Genomic DNA, 17,659 nt, shown 5'->3' with positions numbered 1-17,659 from the left:
TGCGCCGCCTGGCCTAGACTTGACATTCGTGACGGAGGGAGCGCGCTTGGAGCGGGCAACTGGGTTCCAGAACCAGCGCCTGGTGGTGGTGCCGCGGCCGCTCGTCCGGGAGGCGCTGGCCCGCCCGGTCACGCGCCGCCTGGTAGTCACCGACGCAGGCGCCTTTCCCGTCGCCGAGGCCCATGGCCGGCACCGCCCCCACGGCGCGCCCGAAACCATTGTCATCATCTGCGTCGCGGGCGCCGGCTGGGTTGAAACCGCCGGCGCCCGGTTCGACGTCGGCAAGTCCACCGCCGTCGTGCTTCCCGGCGGAACCGGGGAAGCCCATGCGTACGGCGCCTCACCTCAGGACCCCTGGACGATCTGGTGGTGCCATGTGCGCGGTTCCGATGTGGAGGAACTCGTTGAGGAATCCGGCGTACGCCCGGACCGGCCCATCATTCCCTTGGTGGCGGTGGACCGGCTGACAGCCATGTTGGATGAGGTCATTTCGGCATTGGAACGTGACCAGTCGCCGGCCCGCCTGGTGGCCACGGCGGGGATGGCGTGGAAGCTGCTGACCACCCTCGCGGTCGACCGTCGCCTGCCGGAGCAGGGAACTCCCCTGCAGCAGGCCATGAAGTTCCTGGAGGAGCGCCTGGACGGCACCGTCCGCCTGCCCGACCTGGCGGCAGTGGTGGGCGTCTCGTCGTCGCAATTGAGCAAGCTGTTCCGCGAAGCCACCGGCGGGGGAGTGCTGGCCCACCACACTGCCCTGAAGATGGCCCGGGCCAGGCTCCTGCTTGATACAACGGACCTGACGATCGCCCACGTGGGACGCGAGGTCGGACTGAATGACCAGTTCTATTTCTCCCGCCAGTTCCGCCGGATGCACGGCGTGAGCCCCAGCGCATACCGGGCGGACCGGAAGGGCTAGCTAGGCAACGACGGATCGCGGCGCCGTGGCTTTGGGCGCTGGGCCTATGGAGGCCCGGACCACAAGGTGGGAGGGCAGAATCACGGGGTTCTGCACGGTTGCGCCGGCGCGTGGGGTGAGCTGTCCCAGCAGCATGGTGACAGCCACCTGGCCGGCTTCGTCAATGGGGGAGGCGATGGTGGTGAGCGGAGGGTTGCAGAAGTCCGCGCCCAGGACGTCGTCTTTACCCGCCTCGGCCCGTGGTCCCGACGGACGGCCGCGGACGCTTGCATAAAGAAGTGCCAGGCCCTTCAAGCCCCAACTAGACGGACTTATTTAGGTTTTGCACGTAAAATCTAAATAAGGACACCGTTGTTGTAGTTTGGAGGACCATGACTGACCCTTGGCCTATCCATGGAAGCAGGACCGTTCCGTGGAAGTCGTCCGGGCGGCCGCCGCGCGAGGACAGGGAATTCAGCGAGGTTACCGTCTCGCTGCCGCCGACGATCGCGGAATGCTGGTACGACCCGGGCCGTGAAACCATCGTTGCCCTCGAGGAGGCGGCCGTGGCTGTTGCCTCCCTGGACGTCACAGCCGGCACGCGCATGGCGGCCATCAGCGGTTTCCTGCTGCGCAGCGAAGCGGTGTCCTCGTCCAAGATCGAACACGTCAACGCCAACCGCGACGACTATGCCCGGGCAATGATCGGCCTAAAGGCCAGCGACAACGCCCGTTCCATGGTAGCCGCGGCCGACGCGGTCCAGGGCATGATCGACGCCGCCGGGAACACCGGAGAGATCCGGCTGGCGGACCTGCTCGCGGCCCACCACACGCTCATGAAGGATGATCCGGTGGACGGCCCGCACGCCGGGAAACTCCGGGACGTGCAGAACTGGATCGGCGGCAGTGATTATTCGCCCCGCGGGGCGATTCATGTCCCGCCGCCGCCGGAGCTGGTTCCGGACCTTATGGACGATCTGATGTTGTTCTGCAACCGCAGGGACGTTCCCATCATGGCCCAGGCTGCGATCGCCCACGCCCAGTTCGAGTCCATCCGCCCGTTCACGGACGGCAACGGCCGCGTCGGCCGTGCCCTGATCGGGGCCGTGTCACGCCGCCGGGGGCTCACCCGTAACACGGTCACGCCCATCGCTTCGGCAATGGTGGCGGACGTGGACAGATACTTCCGGCTGGTCAATAACTACCGTACGGGTGACGCTGATGCATTCGTGCTGTACTTGGCGCGTTGTGCCCTTCACGCTGCCAGTGCCGCGCGGGAAAGTGTCTCCGCCCTTGATGGCCTTCCAGCCTTGTGGTTTGAGCTGGCCAGGCCGAGGAAGGGCTCGGCCGACGAAAAGATCATTCCATGGCTGCTGGAACGCCCGGTGTTCGAGGCAAACAGCGCCGCGCACATCGCCGGCGTCGCAGAAAGCTCCGTCTACGCAGCCCTGGACCGGCTCACCACCGCCGGGGTTATCTCTAAAGTCGGCCAGTCCAAGCGCCATCAGGCATGGGCGGCCACGGAAGTGCTGGATGAGGTGGATCGGCTCAACCAGCGCCTCGCCCACATCGCGAAAGCGGCATGATCCTTCCGGGAGTCCATCCGAACAGGCGGGCCGCGGCCGCAGGCTCTTTGAAGCGGACGTTCACTGGCGATCTGCTGGTGTCCTTGTGCCAGGCTGCGCTGAATGTGGGCAGTTCCCAGCCGACGGGAATAATGGCCGCGGCGGCCCTGATCCGTGACATGACCTCCTCAAGGAGCTGGTCGCTCCGGCATGCCAGAAGATAGGGGCAAAGTGGGAGATGGCATCCCTGGGGAGAGCGCAATCTCGGGACGGTGAGTTGCATTGCGATGAGCCAGCGCAGGCGCCTCTCTAACGTCCATCCGGGATAACCGCTTTCCTGCTTCATCCCATCTTCCTTTTGGAACGCTCGCACTGCTTCGCTCACCGCTGGGTAGAAATGTTCGGGGGAGAGAGGATCAGGACTTCAGTCGCAACAGTCGGGCCAGATTTGTTCTCCGTCCTGAAGCCCGTTGCCGGGGGCCCACGTCTGGGAGTTCGCGGGTGCCGTCCACCGCCCCGTATCGGGGCAACTGATTCGGTTCGACGCTGTGACTTCCGTGCCGGTGAGTGAGCGGCCGCCGAGGGCACGAGGCGCTGCTAGTCGTTTCATGTCAGGCTGCCGAGGTGAAGCGTGTGGCTACCGCCGACGACGGAAGCAACGTCAGGGGCTGGTGCTGATTCATGGGTCCTCCTGCTCCGCGCATTTGACTGGATGCCTGCTGCTCCAGCGGCTTGGTGCGCCTGGTGTGCTTCTGGGTTAACCATCCCGCCGGTGGATCAAGACTTCCCATGGTTTTCCAAAGCTCAGGTGAAATTCTTGGCCAAGGAACACGCCACGAGGCTGATCTGGCGCTCAACGGGATGGCAGGACGATGAACTCAAGGAAAGCCATCATCCACCTGGCTTTCTACGCCGGGTGGCCCAAAGCAATGTCCGCCGTCACGGTCGCCAAAGAAGTCTTTGCCCCCTAGAGCCGCCTTTTCGGCAAGACCCGTGACTTTGCGGACTCCCCGGCTAAGGAGACAACGTCCTTGCACAGCGGGGCCCGTAGCCAAGCGAGCCGAGGGCCATGAAACCTAGCTAGTACTCGTGGGTGCCTGGATCAGGCCTGCGCCCACGTCCACGGGATCCGTCCCGGACTTGAGGGGCTTGAAGGTTCCTGAGCCGATCAGTTTGGACTGGAGGAGTATGGGACTCAGTGGGCCCTGCGCAAGAAGCCGTTCGGCCCAAAGCGCTGTCACGCCGGCGACGTGCGGGGTCGCCATGCTGGTTCCGCTGATGGTTTTGGTGCCGCCGTTGAGCCAGGCGCTGAAAACGCCGACGCCGGGACCGGCCACGGTCGCCATCGTATTGGAGAACGGTGCCACGGTGAGTCCGCCGGCGCCGTCTGCCAAGGCCGCCACGGACGTGATTCCGAACGCCGCCGCGGGCGGGGCAACGTTGATCTCGTACGCCGGATTGCCGGCGCGTTCGCTTTCGTTGCCGGCGGCCGCCACGATTATCGTCGTCTGGGCGACTGAGGCGCGGGCGTTGAGAAGGTTGGCCAGCTGTTCGAAAAGCCGCACATTGGCGCGGTAGCCTTCGAGGGCGATCGATGTGGCTGCGGGAATCGGCAGACCGTTTACCGTGACCAGCTCGTCCACCCAGCCCGGGAAGTCCATGCCCAACGACATGGAGATGACGTGGGCGCCGTTGTCCGCTGCCCACAGCATTGCCGAGGCAAGAATGTCGCTGCTGCCGCCGTTCGGGCCGCCGAGGACCTTGCCGATCAGGGCTTTCTGGACGCCGCGGGCGACGCCGATACGCTGGCCCCCCAGGTCGCGGCCGAAGATCGTGCCCGCGCAGTGCGTGCCGTGGCCGTTGTCGTCCTCGGCGCTGCCAGCGTCCGTGAAATCTTTTGTGACAAGGTCGACGCCGGCGAAGGCCGGATGGTCGGCGTCGATGCCGGTGTCCAGGACCGCGACGGTCACCCCGGTGCCCGTGAAGGGAGAGGTGTCTGCACCCACGGCCTTGACGCCCCACGTCGCGGCGGCGGCCGGTGCCGCGTCTGCATCGAGGGGTTCGATGAGTATCATTGGCATCGCGGGCGCGAAGCCGAGGACTGTGTGATCGTTCCTCAGGGCGTTAATGGTTGAGCTTGAGGGGTTGTCGTCCGTCTCCACGGTCATTCCCACAGCCCGTTCAGCGATGCCTTGGGCGGCCGATTCGAGCCCGGGTGCACTCGGTCCGTCGAAGGGGTCGCGGGTTGAGCGCAGTGCAGGGGCGCGCAGAATGACGATTTTCCGGTTGAGCCGTTCGGACATTTCAAGCTCCTTTGACCTCTATCTGGCCGTGGTGGCGCTGAAGGCGGGTGGACTGCAGGTATGACGGGCATCAAATTTTGTCGACGGACGCGTCGACACACTGCAAGGTTTACATCGTGCATCGTTACATCGGCGTTACCGGTCGAAAATGGGTTCTCCATTAGGGCTACCCGGCGGTTTTCGCACCGACGGCTCAGTAACGCACCAGTAACGCCTTGATGGAATCATGAGTCCCCGTGTGCTGAGGGTTTCGGCCGTGGGCAGGGCAAGCGAATGCTTGAGGTTGGGGCATGGGCAATTTCGTTGCAAGTGACATGGTGAATAACCCGGCTAATCGCGCCTGGCCACCTGCATGACTATTAGACAGTTCTGCGGCGTGTTGGCCGTAACAGCAGCATTAATGGCGTTGGTGCTGGTCAATGTCGACTGGTCTCCGGCAGCGCTGGCTGATCCCGCCCGCACGTTGTTTCTGAACGCACAGGGGGTCTTGCGCTGGAGCCAGAATCCCAACCGGACGCCGTTTTCGGTTCCGGAATTGCTGCTGTTCCTCGCCGTCGGACTAGCTTTCGTGGCAGCAGGCGTCACTGCATGGCACAGCAGGCCCAACCGGAATCCCGGTCTGCTGCTCGTGGTGTCGGGATGGATGTGGCTCAGTGCCGGTCTTCGCTTGTCCAGCAATCCGCTGGCCTTCACCTTTGGGGTGACAATGACCTTGATGTACCAGCCGCCGTTGCTGCAGCTGGCACTGTGCTTTCCGGGAGGCGTCCTGCGCAGCGCGTGGGAGAGACGGTTCGTGACGTTCTTCTTTGCCTCCTGGCTGGTCATTGCGATTGCTGGGTGGGCCTTCTTCGACCCGCGCGAACAGATTCTCGGGCACGTCTCAAGCTCGCAGAACCTGTTCCTGCTGTGGAACAGTGCGGAGATCACCAACCGGATCGGCAACGCGGCCAGGGTATTCCAAATCTGCGTGGGCCTTGCGGTTGTGGCTGTCCTGGTAGCACGGTGGCGTTCCGGGACGCCGGCCTATCGAGCCTCCTTCCTGCCACTATGGCTGGCTGTGATCCTGAAGACCGCTGCAACCATCTGGGTGTCCCTCGCGGTAGTGCAGCTATCCGGGACCCTCTCGCCGGCAGCGCTGTTGTGGCAGTATCCCGCAACGGCGGTGGTGCCCTTTGCGGTGTTGTTCGGCTTATGGCGCTACCGCTTTGCCCGGGGCGCCCTCGGCGAGGTCATGGTTGAAATCGGCGCGGCACCGGTCAGCGACAGGCTGATCCGCGTCCTGCGCCGTTCCGTTCACGACCCCACCCTGCAGCTGTGGCGTTGGTCCGCCGAAGCCGAACAATTCATTGACGACGACGGACGCCCCCAGGCGCTGCCCATGAGCACGTCAGGCAGGGCTGCGATTGTCCTCGAACGCAGTGGCAGGCCCTTCGGCGCCCTGGTTTTTGACGAGACGCTCAGAGATCAACCGGAACTCCTCGCTGCCCTCAGCAGCGCGACCGCACTCACCCTCGAAAACCAGCACATGGAGCAGCAGCTGCGCAAACAGCTGATCGAGGTCAGTCGCTCCCGGAAACGCATTGTCACGGCCGGGGACGACCGCAGGCGCCAGCTGGAGAGGGACCTGCACGACGGTGCCCAGCAGCGGCTGGTGGCCGTCGCCATGGCGCTGGCGAGGGCGCGGCGGGTACAGGATCCGAAAGATATGCGCTTCCTGGTGGAGCAGGCGCGCCAGGACCTCAATGAGGCCCTTGCCGAGCTTCGGGAGTTGGCGCATGGCGTGTACCCGCCGTCGTTGCGCGAACGCGGCCTCCTCGCTTCGGTGACTGCGGTGGCTGAACGCGCGGCCTTACCCATCCAGGTCAAGGCCGACCTTGCCCTGCGGCCGCCACCGACGGTGGAGCTGGCCGCCTATTTCATCTGCGCCGAAGCGGTCACCAACGCGCTCAAGCATGCGGCAGCCACGTCCATGGCCATTACCCTGACAAGCACCACAAAGGAACTCTTCGTGAGTATTACCGACGACGGGCGCGGCGGGGCCGGGTTTGGACCTGACGGTGGCCTGCTGGGCCTGACTGACCGCGCGGAAGCCTTGGGCGGCGTCCTGACCGTTACCAGCCCACCTGGGAGGGGAACGACGATCACCGCGGTCCTGCCCTTCGCCAATGACGCCGGGCGGCCCCTGCCGTGACGCTGCGTGTGGTGGTCGCCGATGATTCGGCCCTGTTGCGGCGCGGGCTGGCGGTGCTGCTGGCCTCTGAAGGGCTCTACGTCGTCGGGGAAGCATCGGAGGCACAGGGCCTGCTCGACCTGGTAGCAAACCACAGGCCCGACGTGGCGGTGGTCGACATCCGGATGCCGCCGTCGTACACCCTTGAGGGCATCAGGGCGGCGGAACAGATCCGCCGGGACCACCCGGAAACCGGTGTCTTGCTGCTTTCCCAGTACGTCGAAACGGACAACGCCATGGCCCTTTTGAGCAATGGCGCCAGCAGCCTGGGGTACCTCCTGAAGGAACGCGTGTCGGACGTGGATGAGTTCCTGGACGCACTGCAGCGGGTCGCCAGCGGAGGAACCGCCATCGACCCGGAGCTTGTCAGTCGCATGGTGTCCCGGCCACGGGCCACGGACCGGTACAGCCAGGAACTCTCCAGTCGGGAGCACGACGTGCTGGCGTTGATGGCCGAGGGTCGCACCAACACGGGAATAGCCTCGGCACTGTTTATGGGCGAGCGTACCGTGGAGGCACATGTCCGCAGCATCTTCCTCAAGTTCGGACTTCACCCTGAACCCGAGGACCACCGGAGGGTACTCGCCGTCCTGACTTACCTGCGCTCCGGACACGAACCCCGGCCCTGAGGGCGGACCGGCGCAGCTGAACCCCATTGTCAGGATGCAACGAGGGCCGAAACGCGCGCCTGCAGCTCCGAGCGCATCAGCTGGCTCAACTGGAAACCGGGTTCCAGGCCAAAGGTGTCCTGGCAGAGGCTGCGGAAATGGCGATACGAACGTTGGGCCCCGTTGATGTTACCGGCGGCGAGTTCAGCCCGAACCAGCAGAATCACCGAACGCTCGCGCAGAGGTTCGAGGTTGGCTGCGGCCAGCGCCGCTGTTTCGGCTGTGTCTGCATCGCCCTCGGCGAGGGCCCGCTCTGCTGCCGCGTCCAAGGCCATGACGCGCAGGTGCCGGAAACGCTCCTGTTCGCCGATGACCCAGTCCTCGTACCATCCCGGTAGCAGTTCTCCGGCACGCAGGTCCTCGATCGGAACGGGCTCAGCGTATGCGTGCGTGAGCGAGTGCTGGACGCCGTGGAAGTCAACGGCCACTGATGGATCCAGGGCCAGCGGGCCTTGTACGTCCCGCAGCAGGCCGGGGAGTTCGTGGGCAACGTGCCACAGTGCCACCCGTAGGCTGGCAGCGGCCTGTTGGTCGTTGCTGTCTGGCCAGAGCAGCCCCGCGATGGCCGTTCGCGGTCGTGGCCCCAAAAGTGCCAGCGCGGTGATCAGCCGGCGTTGCCGGCTCGCGACCCGCACCGGTTGGCCGAGGCGCCGTAACTGCCAGCAGCCCAAAAGATTCAAAGTCCACGTAGTGTCTGTCATTGTCGGATCCTTTGTAACTTCGGTGGTGAAAGTGTCCTTTCAGTCTGCTGCGGACCCCGGAACGGCGCCTCCGTGCTATCACTTAACGGCTGCGGGGCGGCCCTCCATGCCGAAGACGGCCCTGCATCCCCGTACCGCCTATGACAGCGGGCAGGAACGGCGGAGGAACTTGTTGTTCCTCCGCCGTTCCTGCTGGCCGACCGGTGGCTGCCGCCTCTTAGTTCACGTAGACCCAGGGAACGCCGAGGTAGTTCGCGGAACCGTCGCTGAAGTTCAGCTGGGCGGTGGAGCCGCCGCCCCGGGCGTAGACGTAGAGGGAGGCCGTAACGCGCAGGTATGCTTGGTCGGCTCCCAGCAGGTCCGAATAGTAGATATTCCGCCATCCGTCGAACCGGTCGTTGACGTTGATGTTGTCATCGCGGACATCAAGGACATTGGCGGTACCGACAGCCTTGTAGTTGTATTGGTAGCCAACGGCTGAGAGGTCGATTCGTGCATGGGCTTCCTTCGAGTCCCAGAACCCGTCGTCGGCCCGGACGATGTAGAAACCGTTAAAGGGAACCGACACCGAATGGGAGTAGTTGCGATTTTCCGGTGCCCTGTAGGTGAACCACCAGTCCATGTACACCGTAAAGGATCCCGCGCCGGTGCCGAACAGGCCCGATCCTGCACCATTGGCATATACCGAGGCATCTATGGTGCCGGGGTTGTAGCCCTGCCAGTACACGGTGCCATTCGAACCGTGCAGCGTCCCATAGTAGGGGGTAAGCCAACCGACGGCAGCCGCACTGGCGTTCAGAGCGGCGCCAACGCCCGGGTGCAACGCGGTCTGTTCCATCGAGGAAGACGTGGCCGACAGTTCCTTGCTCAGTGAGGTGGTCAATTGGCGGGTTTCCTCGGCCTGTTCCTCGTGCGAACGCTCTTGGGCCTTGAAAGCCTCCGCCAATTCACCTGGCAAGGTGTCCTGCAGTTGGGACAGCCGGGTTTGTCCCCGGCTTTCAAGTTCCCGCAGCCGGCTGGCCTGGCTGGTCTGCAAACGGATGACCTCTTCGCGTCGGTCGGCCACGAGCTGTTCGAGGACTTTGTCAATTTCAGTCTTGATCTTCTTCATGGTTTTTTCCTATTTCTGGTGAGGTGGGGTGCCGCTTGTGGTGGCCTGTAGGCCAGAAGGGAGGCGGTGAATTCACCATATGAACCGCCGGGTTATCAACCCGTTATCAGCAGCAGCCAAGTTGCCGCCGTGGGAGTTGCCGCGGGCGCTGCCCGTCACTTGCTGCCGGTAAATCGACTAAAAATGCGCTGCCTGGGACGCTTTTTGACCGTATGATCAGAAAATGACAGCAAAACAATGGACGGTCAGGTCGCATGCTGGCGGTTGAGCGAGACCAACTGATTCTGAAGGTTGCCCGCCGCGACGGCAGGGTTCTCACCGCGGCAGTGGCGCGCGAGTTGGGATTGTCAGAGATCACTGCCCGACGTGCGATCAACGCCCTGTGTTCCTCGGGGTTGCTGACCAGGGTGCACGGCGGGGCGACGCTCCCCAGCAACGGGAAACCGGAGCGGGTCCTGGGTGCGGCAACAGGGCTTGTCGTGCCGACCTCGGACTACTACTACGCCCGGGTTATCGCCGGCGCCGAGAGTATGGCCGGCCGTCTGGGCACCCGGCTGGTGCTCGGCGTGACGCACTACGACGAAGGATCCGAAAGGGACAGGGTGCGCCGCCTGGTGGACCTCGGCGTCCGTGGCCTCCTGCTGACCACCAGCACTTACGAGCCATCCGGTGGGGAGACGGGAAAATGGCTCGACTCAGTCGATCTGCCGATTGTCCTGATGGAGCGGTCCTTCACCTACCCGGAGACTTCCAAGGAGTACGACAGCGTCCGGTCCGATCACGCATTCGGTGCGGCGTTGGCGGTCCGGCACCTGTCGCAGTTGGGCCACACATCCATCGGACTGGCAATTCGTGAAGAAACTCCGACAGCCCGCGGACTCAGGGCAGGCTATGGCCAGACCATTCAACAGTTGGGTCTGGTTGAGGGGGCGCCGTACAAGGCACTGCCCCTGATAGCGCTCGATCCGGAAGGCACGGACAGGGCACTAAATGCATTCCTGGACGAATGCATGGATACAGGAACGAAGGCGGCGATCGTCCATGTGGACACCCATGCCGCACGCCTTGTCGAACTGGCGGCTTCACGGGGCATCCGCGTGCCGGATGACCTGTCCGTCGTTGCTTACGATGATGAGGTGGCAGCCTTCGCTATGGTTCCGCTGACGGCGGTGTCGCCTCCTAAACAGGCAGTGGGTGCCGCGGCCATGCGCCTTCTTGATGCCCGGCTTAGCAGCAGCACCAACGACGTTGAGCTGCCGGTCCAGCATCTTTCACTGCTGCCTTCACTTACGGTCCGGGAATCAACGACCAAATATTCGTGACCGTTTTTGATCGAATCGACACGATTCCATTGACCAGTCATTCTCGCGGGGCCCAACATGGTGGGACACCATTCACCCGTTCCGGGCTCTAGTCAAGGGAGACTGTTATGTCCCGCCGATGCCCAGCATCTCTACTGTTTCCCAATCGGGCAACCTCGTCTGCCAACCGGGCGGACGGTCGCCGCCGATGACCCGGAGCATGTTCCGCCCGAAAGTGGCCTTTGCCCTGCGCTCGGAGGAGCTCCGTGGGCAATTGTTCCCGCTGGACGTCCTGCAGCGTCTCCGGTCCGTGGCTGACATCGTCCATGAGCCGGTCCTCACAGACTTCAATTCCGAAACGTCACTCAGGGTTCTTTCTGAGGTCGACGCGCTTATCACCGGCTGGGGCGTCCCCACCATTGATGCCCGAATCCTTGATGCGGCACCACAGCTGCAACTTATTGCCCACTCTGCAGGCACCATTAAGCAGCATGTGGATCCGGCGTGCTGGGACCGGGGCATCACCTTCACCACCGCGGCACAGGCCAACGCAGTGCCCGTGGCCGAATTCACCCTGGCATTCATACTCCTGGCGGGTAAACAGACGTTCGCTGCGGCCTCCCAGCTACGCCGCCTGCAAGAAAGAGGTCAACCCACTATTCTTTCCGCTTCGCTCGGAAATCTCGGGAGCACGGTGGGCATCATCGGCGCATCCCGCATTGGGCGTCTGGTCCTGGAAAGGCTGAAGGCATTCGACCACAAGATCCTCCTCGCGGACCCCACTGTCAGCGAAAGTGAAGCCTCCGAGCTCGGGGCAACCCTGGTCAGTCTCGATGACCTTATGGCCCGCGCCGACGTGGTCTCCCTGCACGCCCCCCTGTTGCCGACGACCGTCGGAATGATTGGCGCGTTTCAACTCGGACTCATGAAGGACGGAGCAACGTTCATCAACACCGCCCGAGGGCCCCTCGTGGATCATGAGGCGTTGAGCGGTGAACTCGTCACCGGACGAATCAGCGCAGTCCTGGACGTCACGGATCCCGAACCCCTGCCGGCCGGTGACGTCCTGTACGGCCGGGATAACGTGATTCTGACCCCGCACATCGCCGGGTCCATGGGTAATGAGCTTCAGAGAATGGGTGCCGCCGCCGTCGAAGAAGTCATTCGGCTTGCCGAAGGCAGGCCGTATCTCCACGCAGTCCACTACTCCGAACTTGAGGCGATGGCATGACGCGAGCCAGCACTTCAGCGCCCGCCGGCATGCACCTGACCGTGTCAACAGGTGGAGCGCCCGCGGATGGGCTCGACAAATCTATTTCCTTGCTGGCAGCCCATGGGACCCAGCGTCCAAGGAACAGCAAACAGGAACAACTAACAACTGCGGAGACAAAGTGAATCCTCAGCACGCCCTCAGCTATGACTACTCGCCCTGGACCTTCTGGCAAAACGCTTCGGAAGAAGAGGGCCAGATCCAGTTGGAACGCCAAAAACTGCTGGCCGATCAGGGCAACGTCACCATAGGCGAGCACGCCTTCCTTTCGCCCCTGGCCATGGTGGACCCCGAGAAGCTGGAAATGGGGGCCTCCTCATTGATTGCTGCCCACGCCTACGTCACCGGATCAATTGAGATGGGCGAGAACTGCACGGTCAATGCGTTCACCGTCGTCCGCGGGACGGTCACCATGGGTGACGGGGTGCGCATCGGGGCCCACACTTCGATACTTGGCTTCAACCATTCCATGGATCCTTCCGAGCCCGTCTTCAAGCAACCCCTGACCAGCGAAGGTATCCGCATCGGGGACGATGTCTGGATCGGCTCGAACGTGGTGGTGCTCGACGGCGTCACCGTAGGCTCCCACGCAGTGCTGGCGGCAGGAGCGGTGGTCACCAAAGATGTGCCCGCCTGGGCCATTGTCGGCGGCAATCCGGCCCGTCCGATCCGGGACCGCAGGATGAACAAGGTTGACCCGGCAGCCCTGGGCGAAAAGCTCAACACCAGGCTGGCCCGCTTCGCCGGCACCGCGCGTTCAGAAATTGCCGGGATCATTGCCCATTCCTGGGAACAGCGGAACGGGGAAGGCCGCTTCGTGGACAGGCCCGGGACGCCGCCCACGGTCCGCGCCCACTGCGACGCCATCGAGCTCCATGACCTCCTGCTGCGATCATCGCCACCACAGCTCACCCGCGACGAGCACATCCATGCCCTAAGCTCCCTTCAGGACCCAAAGACCGGCCTTATCCCCGAATACGGGCCGGACGGGCTCCCGCAACCGGGCCCGCTGACCTTCGGCAACGGCCCCGTGACCTATCACATCCTCTCTGCCGGATACGCCCTCGACCTCCTCGGCACCCGCTTGCCCTACCCGATCAGTTGTGTTGCCGACGTCGGCCCGGTAGAACTCACCGGGGCACTGAACGGACTTCCCTGGCGCAAGGAAGCCTGGGAATCAGGGGCATGGGTCGATGCCTGGGGAACCGCCACCTATTGGAACCTCGCACAGGACCACGCCGGCGCGGGAGGTTCACTCGAAGCGCTCTTCGGCTGGCTCCTGACCCGGGTCAACAATGCAACAGGAACGTGGGGCACCCCGTCAGATGACACCCGACTCAAAATAGTCAACGGCTACTACCGGCTCACCCGCGGAACATTCGCCCAATTCGGGCTGCCCGTTCCTCACGCTGAGAAGCTCATCGACACGGTGCTCACCCACGGCGCGGACGCCCGCTACTTCGGCCCCGGCAAGCAAAACGCCTGCAACGTCCTTGACGTGGCCCATCCTCTCTGGCTCGCCCGCAAGCAGACAGAGCATCGGCGCCAGGAAGTCCAGGACTGGGCAACCAGCCAGCTGGGACACGCCCTCGCCCAGTGGCACCCCGGCGCCGGAATGGCCTTCAGCGTCTCACCCGACACCGGACCCCAAAACCAGCCCGGACTTCAAGGCACCGAAATGTGGCTCGCCATCATCTGGTACCTGGCAGACCTCGTCGGTTCAGCCGAATCCCTGGGCTACCGGCCCCGCGGCGTCCACCGCCCTGAACCGGCCCTCCTCCTGCCCACCCTGTAGGCAGAGGCGCCACCCAGACCTCGAACACCCACCCACTGTTGCTGCCGGTTACGGCCGCAGCAGCCTGCACCATGCAATCTGCACTATCTGAGCAAGGAGGCTCTCATGTTCAATCGAAGGACATTTCTCACCACCGTCACCGTGGGCTCCGCATCGGCCGCAGCGCTGGCTGCCTGCGGCGCCCCGGCGCCCGGCAAGACAGGCACCGCTGACAGCCCTGCCACCATCCGGTACACCTGGTGGGGCAACGAGGACCGTGCCGAACGCACGCGGAAGGCCATTGCCCTGTTCGAGGAAAAGAACAGGGACGTCAAGGTCAACGGAAACTTTTCCGACGGCGCGAGCTACTTCCAGCAGCGGGCCACCGAGGCCGCCGGCGGCGGCCTGCCCGACGTGATGCAGTTCGATCTCATCTTCCTGCGTGACTATGCCCAGCGGAACCAGCTGCTGGACCTTGGCACCGTCAAGATCGATACCAGCGGCTTCGAGAAATCACTGCTCCTGTCAGGGCAGGTCCGCGGCAAGACCTACGGCATCCCCACCAGCACCAACGCGTTCGGCGTGTTCTACGATCCCGCCAAGCTCGCCTCCCTGGGCGTGACAGAACCCGACGGTGACTGGACCTATGACGACTACAAAGCATTCCTCCGCGACGTCGGGTCCAAGGGCGGGGGAGCTGTCTATGGTTCTGCCGACTTCACAGGAATCTGGTGGATGTTCAACATCTGGCTGCGTCAGAACAACATCGCTGCCTTCACCGCGGACGGCAGGCTCGGCTTCAGCAAGGATGAGCTGAAGAAATGGTGGAACCTGACGTCCGACCTGCGCGGCACACCAGCCTTGGTTTCTGAAGAACGGGTCACGCAGGTGGCGCCCAAGTCCCCCTTTGGGGCTGGCCTGACAGCATCGGAAATGTACTGGGACAACCTCATGGCCGGCTACCTTGCGGACAGCGGCGCCAAAGAACTCAAACTCCTCCCGGTACCGTCGGACAACGCAGACAATTTGGGCCTGTTCCTGAAACCGTCGCAACTGATGGTGGCCAGCGACAAGACCAAGAACAAGGAAGCGGCCGCCCGGTTCATCGACTTTATGCTCAACGACCCCCAGGTAGGCGACATCTTCAAGACCTCCCGCGGCATCCCGGCCTCCAAAGCCCAGCGCGAAGGGACCACCTACACCGGAACGGACGCCGCCGTCGTTGCGTACGAGAAGTCCATCGAGAAGTACCTCAACGACGCGCCGGAGCCGCCCATCGTCGGGTTCGGCACCCTCGAAACTTCGTTCAAGCGCGTCAACTCAGACCTGAACTACGGCAAGCTCACGGTGGACGGCGCGGCTGACGCGTGGTTCAAGGAAGCCGAAGACCTCATCAAGCAGAACGCCTGAGCAGCGTAGCCGGCCTCCTCCAGGCGGCGGCCACACAGTGCCCCCTCGACCCGGAGGGGTCGTGGCCGGCCGTGATGATTAGCGCGGCAGGCCAGCAGTGTTGCCGTGCACTCCGCTGCCGCTGCGCGTTACCGAACCGCGCGGACCGACGACGGCGGGCGCGTCTTCCGCATTGCTACAGTGAGCCCATGACCATGGCTAGAGGGGATCAAAACCCGCCGGACGCTACGGCTGGGGCACTGCCGGACGGCCCAGTTGGCGTCGGTTCGGATGCTGTTGCGCCCGCAGAAAGGAGGGTAGGGAATCCTGCTTCCAGGCCCTCTCGCGAGCCGGCAGTCCGGCTGCCTCAGCGGCTGCCCGCCTGGCTGGTCAGCAATCCGCTGCATGCCGGCTGGGCGTGGACGGGTTTCTGGGCGTTGCTGATCATTGCCGACGAATTTGTGGACCTTGCCGGCTGGGCCTGGTACGTGTTTGTGGGGATGGCTGCCCTGCCCACCCTGGCCTGCACCGTGGCCGTGCTGCATGCGACCCCGCGCCGGTATCTCAAGCCGCAGAAAGAGTCGGTGCTCGGGCACTTCTTTGTCCGGTTCCTCGCGCTGACGGCCGCGTTTATGGTGTGGGGCCTCTCCGTGGTGGCCAGCGCCTCGATTTCCACAACGGTCCAGGCCCTGGCGGGGAACTCGGAGCGTGAAGTGACGTCTTTGGGGTTCAACCTGCTCCTGGCGGCGGTCCCCCTGGTTGTCTCAGTGTTGTGGATGGCGCTTATCGTGCGCTGCGCGTGGTTCCTGCGCCGCCTCCGCGGCTGGCGGCAGAACCCGCAAGATTCGCGGCTGCCCAGGAAATTCCTGCGGCGTTCGCCCGAACTCCGGCGGGTCGTGGTGGGTCTCGCCCACCCCGGCCTGCTTCTGGTGGCCGGGCTCGGCACCTCGGTTCTGGCACTTTTCCTCGGCGCCGTGGAACTCACGCTCAACGTGATTGCCTAAGGCCCGGCAGCTCCGGCACGAAAGACCGGAAGCGGTGGCGTCGGGTTTGGCCGCGCTACGTTGCCTGTCGCTCGCTAACCTGCTGGTGCGGTGGTGCCGTGCTTTCCCGCACTATCAGCTCCGTTGGCAGCAGATAGTGCCTGGCGGGCGCTGAATCAGCCTTGTTCGCCAGCGCGTCGGTCATGAGCCTGGCCGCAAGCCGGCCTTTCTCCGCGAAGTCCTGCCTCACAGTGGTCAGTGTTGGGCGAAGTTGCACCGCCACCGGGCTGTCGTCGAATCCGACAACCGACAGGTCTTCCGGTACCCGGAGTTGCAGGTCGTGAGCGGCACGGACGGTCTCCGTTGCCATGACGTCGGAGAAGCACAGCACCGCCGTCGGCCTGTCGCCCACGCTGAGGAGTTGCCGGGCCGCCTCGTAATGCTGTTCGCGCCCACCCATGGGTACTGCAGCAGTGCGTGCGGTGACGCCCGCTTTGTCCAGTTCGTTTTTCCACCCCAGGTACCGCTGGCGGACGGCATGGGGCAGCTGGCTTGGATCAGGGGACTGGTCAATGGCAATCTCCAGGTCTGCGGCGCTGTACATCAGGCCCACCCGCCGGTGGCCCAGATCCAGCACGTGGCGTGCCGCCGCACTCGCGCCGCCGAAATCATCGACATTAACACTGGGGATATCGCTCTGCTCCGCCTGGTCGATGTAGACGAGGGGCAACTGGCGCTTCAACAGCCAGCCCAAGGCCGGGGATGCAGGGTCGCAGGAGTAGACCAGCGCTCCGTCCATGCCGACGTCCCGCGCAGGTACGTGGGCACCTGTTTCGGCAGCCGACAGCAGCGTCAGCGCCAGGCCCTGACTGGTGACTTCTTCGGCGATCGCGCCAAAGAAGCGCATCGCAACTTCGTCCGTAAACGCATACGCGAGCGACTTGGTCAGCAGCACGCCCACCGCTCCGGTGTTTCCCCGCTTGAGCGCGCGGGCCCGGGGATCGGGCCCGACATAGCCGAGCTCCGTGGCCGCGGCGAGGACACGGTCACGGAGTTCCGCGGACAGCTGGTCGGGGCGTGAAAATGCATTGGACACCGTCATGCGGCTCACTCCCACATGGTCGGCGATCGTCTGCAGTGTCACATTTCCCATACCGGCCAGTATTTCAGCCCAGCGCCCTCGACGGCGCCACGGCGGCGGGAGCTCCGGACGGAGCCACAGCCTTCGCAGCCCAAAGGAGCGCCGTAGATACGGCGACGCGTACCTGGCGGGTCAGTCCGGCATGACGGGCGCCGGCTTCCTCCGCAACGACAGGAGCATCCGGCAGGGCCGACTGCGCGAGGCTGGCCTTGAAGGCTGGCGTGTGTGCTGAGTACTGAAGGGTTTCCATGAGAAGACTCCTCTCGAATTGGTTTCTGTACCGATACAGTATCAACATCTTCTTTATCGGTCAAGAAGAAATATTCAG

General features: G+C 64.0%; 15 protein-coding genes. 9 read left to right on the top strand and 6 right to left on the bottom strand.

Going from position 1 to position 17,659, the window contains the following annotated elements; genetic code table 11:
• Window positions 1–46: 46 nt before the first annotated feature.
• Window positions 47–916 (top strand): AraC family transcriptional regulator, encoded by an 870-nt coding sequence (locus tag J2X42_RS21410; protein ID WP_310167969.1) that lies wholly within the window; start codon window positions 47–49, stop codon window positions 914–916.
• Here J2X42_RS21410 and J2X42_RS21405 read toward each other — a convergent pair whose 3' ends face one another.
• Window positions 917–1,210, bottom strand: coding sequence for a substrate-binding domain-containing protein (locus J2X42_RS21405; protein WP_310167968.1), 294 nt, complete (start codon window positions 1,208–1,210; stop codon window positions 917–919).
• Between the two features lie 77 nt (window positions 1,211–1,287).
• Between J2X42_RS21405 and J2X42_RS21400 the strand changes: the two genes are divergently transcribed.
• The gene (locus J2X42_RS21400) at window positions 1,288–2,481 is read left to right on the top strand and encodes a Fic family protein (protein ID WP_310167966.1); all 1,194 of its coding nucleotides are present in this window, start codon (window positions 1,288–1,290) and stop codon (window positions 2,479–2,481) included.
• A gap of 1,055 nt (window positions 2,482–3,536) precedes the next feature.
• On the opposite strand, the gene J2X42_RS21395 is transcribed toward J2X42_RS21400, so the two are convergent.
• A complete protein-coding gene (locus J2X42_RS21395) occupies window positions 3,537–4,763 on the bottom strand; it encodes a S8 family serine peptidase (RefSeq protein WP_310167965.1) in 1,227 nt (408 codons plus the stop codon).
• A 400-nt stretch (window positions 4,764–5,163) separates the two neighbouring features.
• Here J2X42_RS21395 and J2X42_RS21390 point away from each other — a divergent pair, with 400 nt between their 5' ends.
• Both J2X42_RS21390 and J2X42_RS21385 read left to right on the top strand, forming a co-directional pair.
• A complete protein-coding gene (locus J2X42_RS21390) occupies window positions 5,164–6,954 on the top strand; it encodes a histidine kinase (RefSeq protein WP_310167964.1) in 1,791 nt (596 codons plus the stop codon).
• On the top strand, window positions 6,951–7,622 hold the full coding sequence (locus tag J2X42_RS21385; RefSeq protein ID WP_310167963.1) for a response regulator transcription factor: 672 nt from the start codon (window positions 6,951–6,953) through the stop codon (window positions 7,620–7,622). Before J2X42_RS21390 ends, J2X42_RS21385 begins: the two co-directional genes overlap by 4 nt.
• Window positions 7,623–7,651: 29 nt before the next feature.
• On the opposite strand, the gene J2X42_RS21380 is transcribed toward J2X42_RS21385, so the two are convergent.
• The gene (locus J2X42_RS21380) at window positions 7,652–8,362 is read right to left on the bottom strand and encodes a BTAD domain-containing putative transcriptional regulator (protein ID WP_310167962.1); all 711 of its coding nucleotides are present in this window, start codon (window positions 8,360–8,362) and stop codon (window positions 7,652–7,654) included.
• 217 nt (window positions 8,363–8,579) lie between these two features.
• Window positions 8,580–9,473 carry a hypothetical protein gene (locus J2X42_RS21375; RefSeq protein ID WP_310167961.1) on the bottom strand — a complete coding sequence of 298 codons (894 nt, stop codon included), beginning with the start codon at window positions 9,471–9,473 and terminating at the stop codon, window positions 8,580–8,582.
• Between the two features lie 254 nt (window positions 9,474–9,727).
• On the opposite strand from J2X42_RS21375, the gene J2X42_RS21370 reads away from it, so the two are divergent.
• The 5 genes from J2X42_RS21370 to J2X42_RS21350 all read left to right on the top strand — a co-directional run bounded on the left by J2X42_RS21370 (window position 9,728) and on the right by J2X42_RS21350 (window position 16,211).
• Window positions 9,728–10,795: a substrate-binding domain-containing protein gene (locus J2X42_RS21370; RefSeq protein ID WP_310167960.1), complete on the top strand. Its 1,068-nt coding sequence runs from the start codon at window positions 9,728–9,730 to the stop codon at window positions 10,793–10,795.
• Between the two features lie 199 nt (window positions 10,796–10,994).
• Entirely contained in the window at window positions 10,995–12,005 is a 1,011-nt protein-coding gene (locus tag J2X42_RS21365) for a hydroxyacid dehydrogenase (RefSeq protein ID WP_310167959.1), read from the top strand.
• A 160-nt stretch (window positions 12,006–12,165) separates the two neighbouring features.
• Window positions 12,166–13,839 (top strand): acyltransferase, encoded by a 1,674-nt coding sequence (locus tag J2X42_RS21360; protein ID WP_310167958.1) that lies wholly within the window; start codon window positions 12,166–12,168, stop codon window positions 13,837–13,839.
• A gap of 105 nt (window positions 13,840–13,944) precedes the next feature.
• Window positions 13,945–15,228: an ABC transporter substrate-binding protein gene (locus J2X42_RS21355; protein ID WP_310167957.1), complete on the top strand. Its 1,284-nt coding sequence runs from the start codon at window positions 13,945–13,947 to the stop codon at window positions 15,226–15,228.
• 188 nt (window positions 15,229–15,416) lie between these two features.
• On the top strand, window positions 15,417–16,211 hold the full coding sequence (locus J2X42_RS21350; RefSeq protein WP_310167956.1) for a hypothetical protein: 795 nt from the start codon (window positions 15,417–15,419) through the stop codon (window positions 16,209–16,211).
• Window positions 16,212–16,266: 55 nt separating this feature from the next.
• Here J2X42_RS21350 and J2X42_RS21345 read toward each other — a convergent pair whose 3' ends face one another.
• Both J2X42_RS21345 and J2X42_RS21340 read right to left on the bottom strand, forming a co-directional pair.
• Window positions 16,267–17,343, bottom strand: coding sequence for a LacI family DNA-binding transcriptional regulator (locus J2X42_RS21345; protein ID WP_310167955.1), 1,077 nt, complete (start codon window positions 17,341–17,343; stop codon window positions 16,267–16,269).
• 13 nt (window positions 17,344–17,356) lie between these two features.
• Window positions 17,357–17,581: a hypothetical protein gene (locus tag J2X42_RS21340; RefSeq protein WP_310167953.1), complete on the bottom strand. Its 225-nt coding sequence runs from the start codon at window positions 17,579–17,581 to the stop codon at window positions 17,357–17,359.
• Window positions 17,582–17,659 lie beyond the last annotated feature (78 nt).

Origin of the sequence: Arthrobacter sp. BE255 (assembly GCF_031457335.1) — a bacterium.
In the GTDB taxonomy this organism is placed as follows: Bacteria; Actinomycetota; Actinomycetes; order Actinomycetales; family Micrococcaceae; genus Arthrobacter.
The sequence above is the reverse complement of the archived record's forward strand: the minus strand, read 5'-3'. Positions and strand labels throughout refer to the sequence as shown.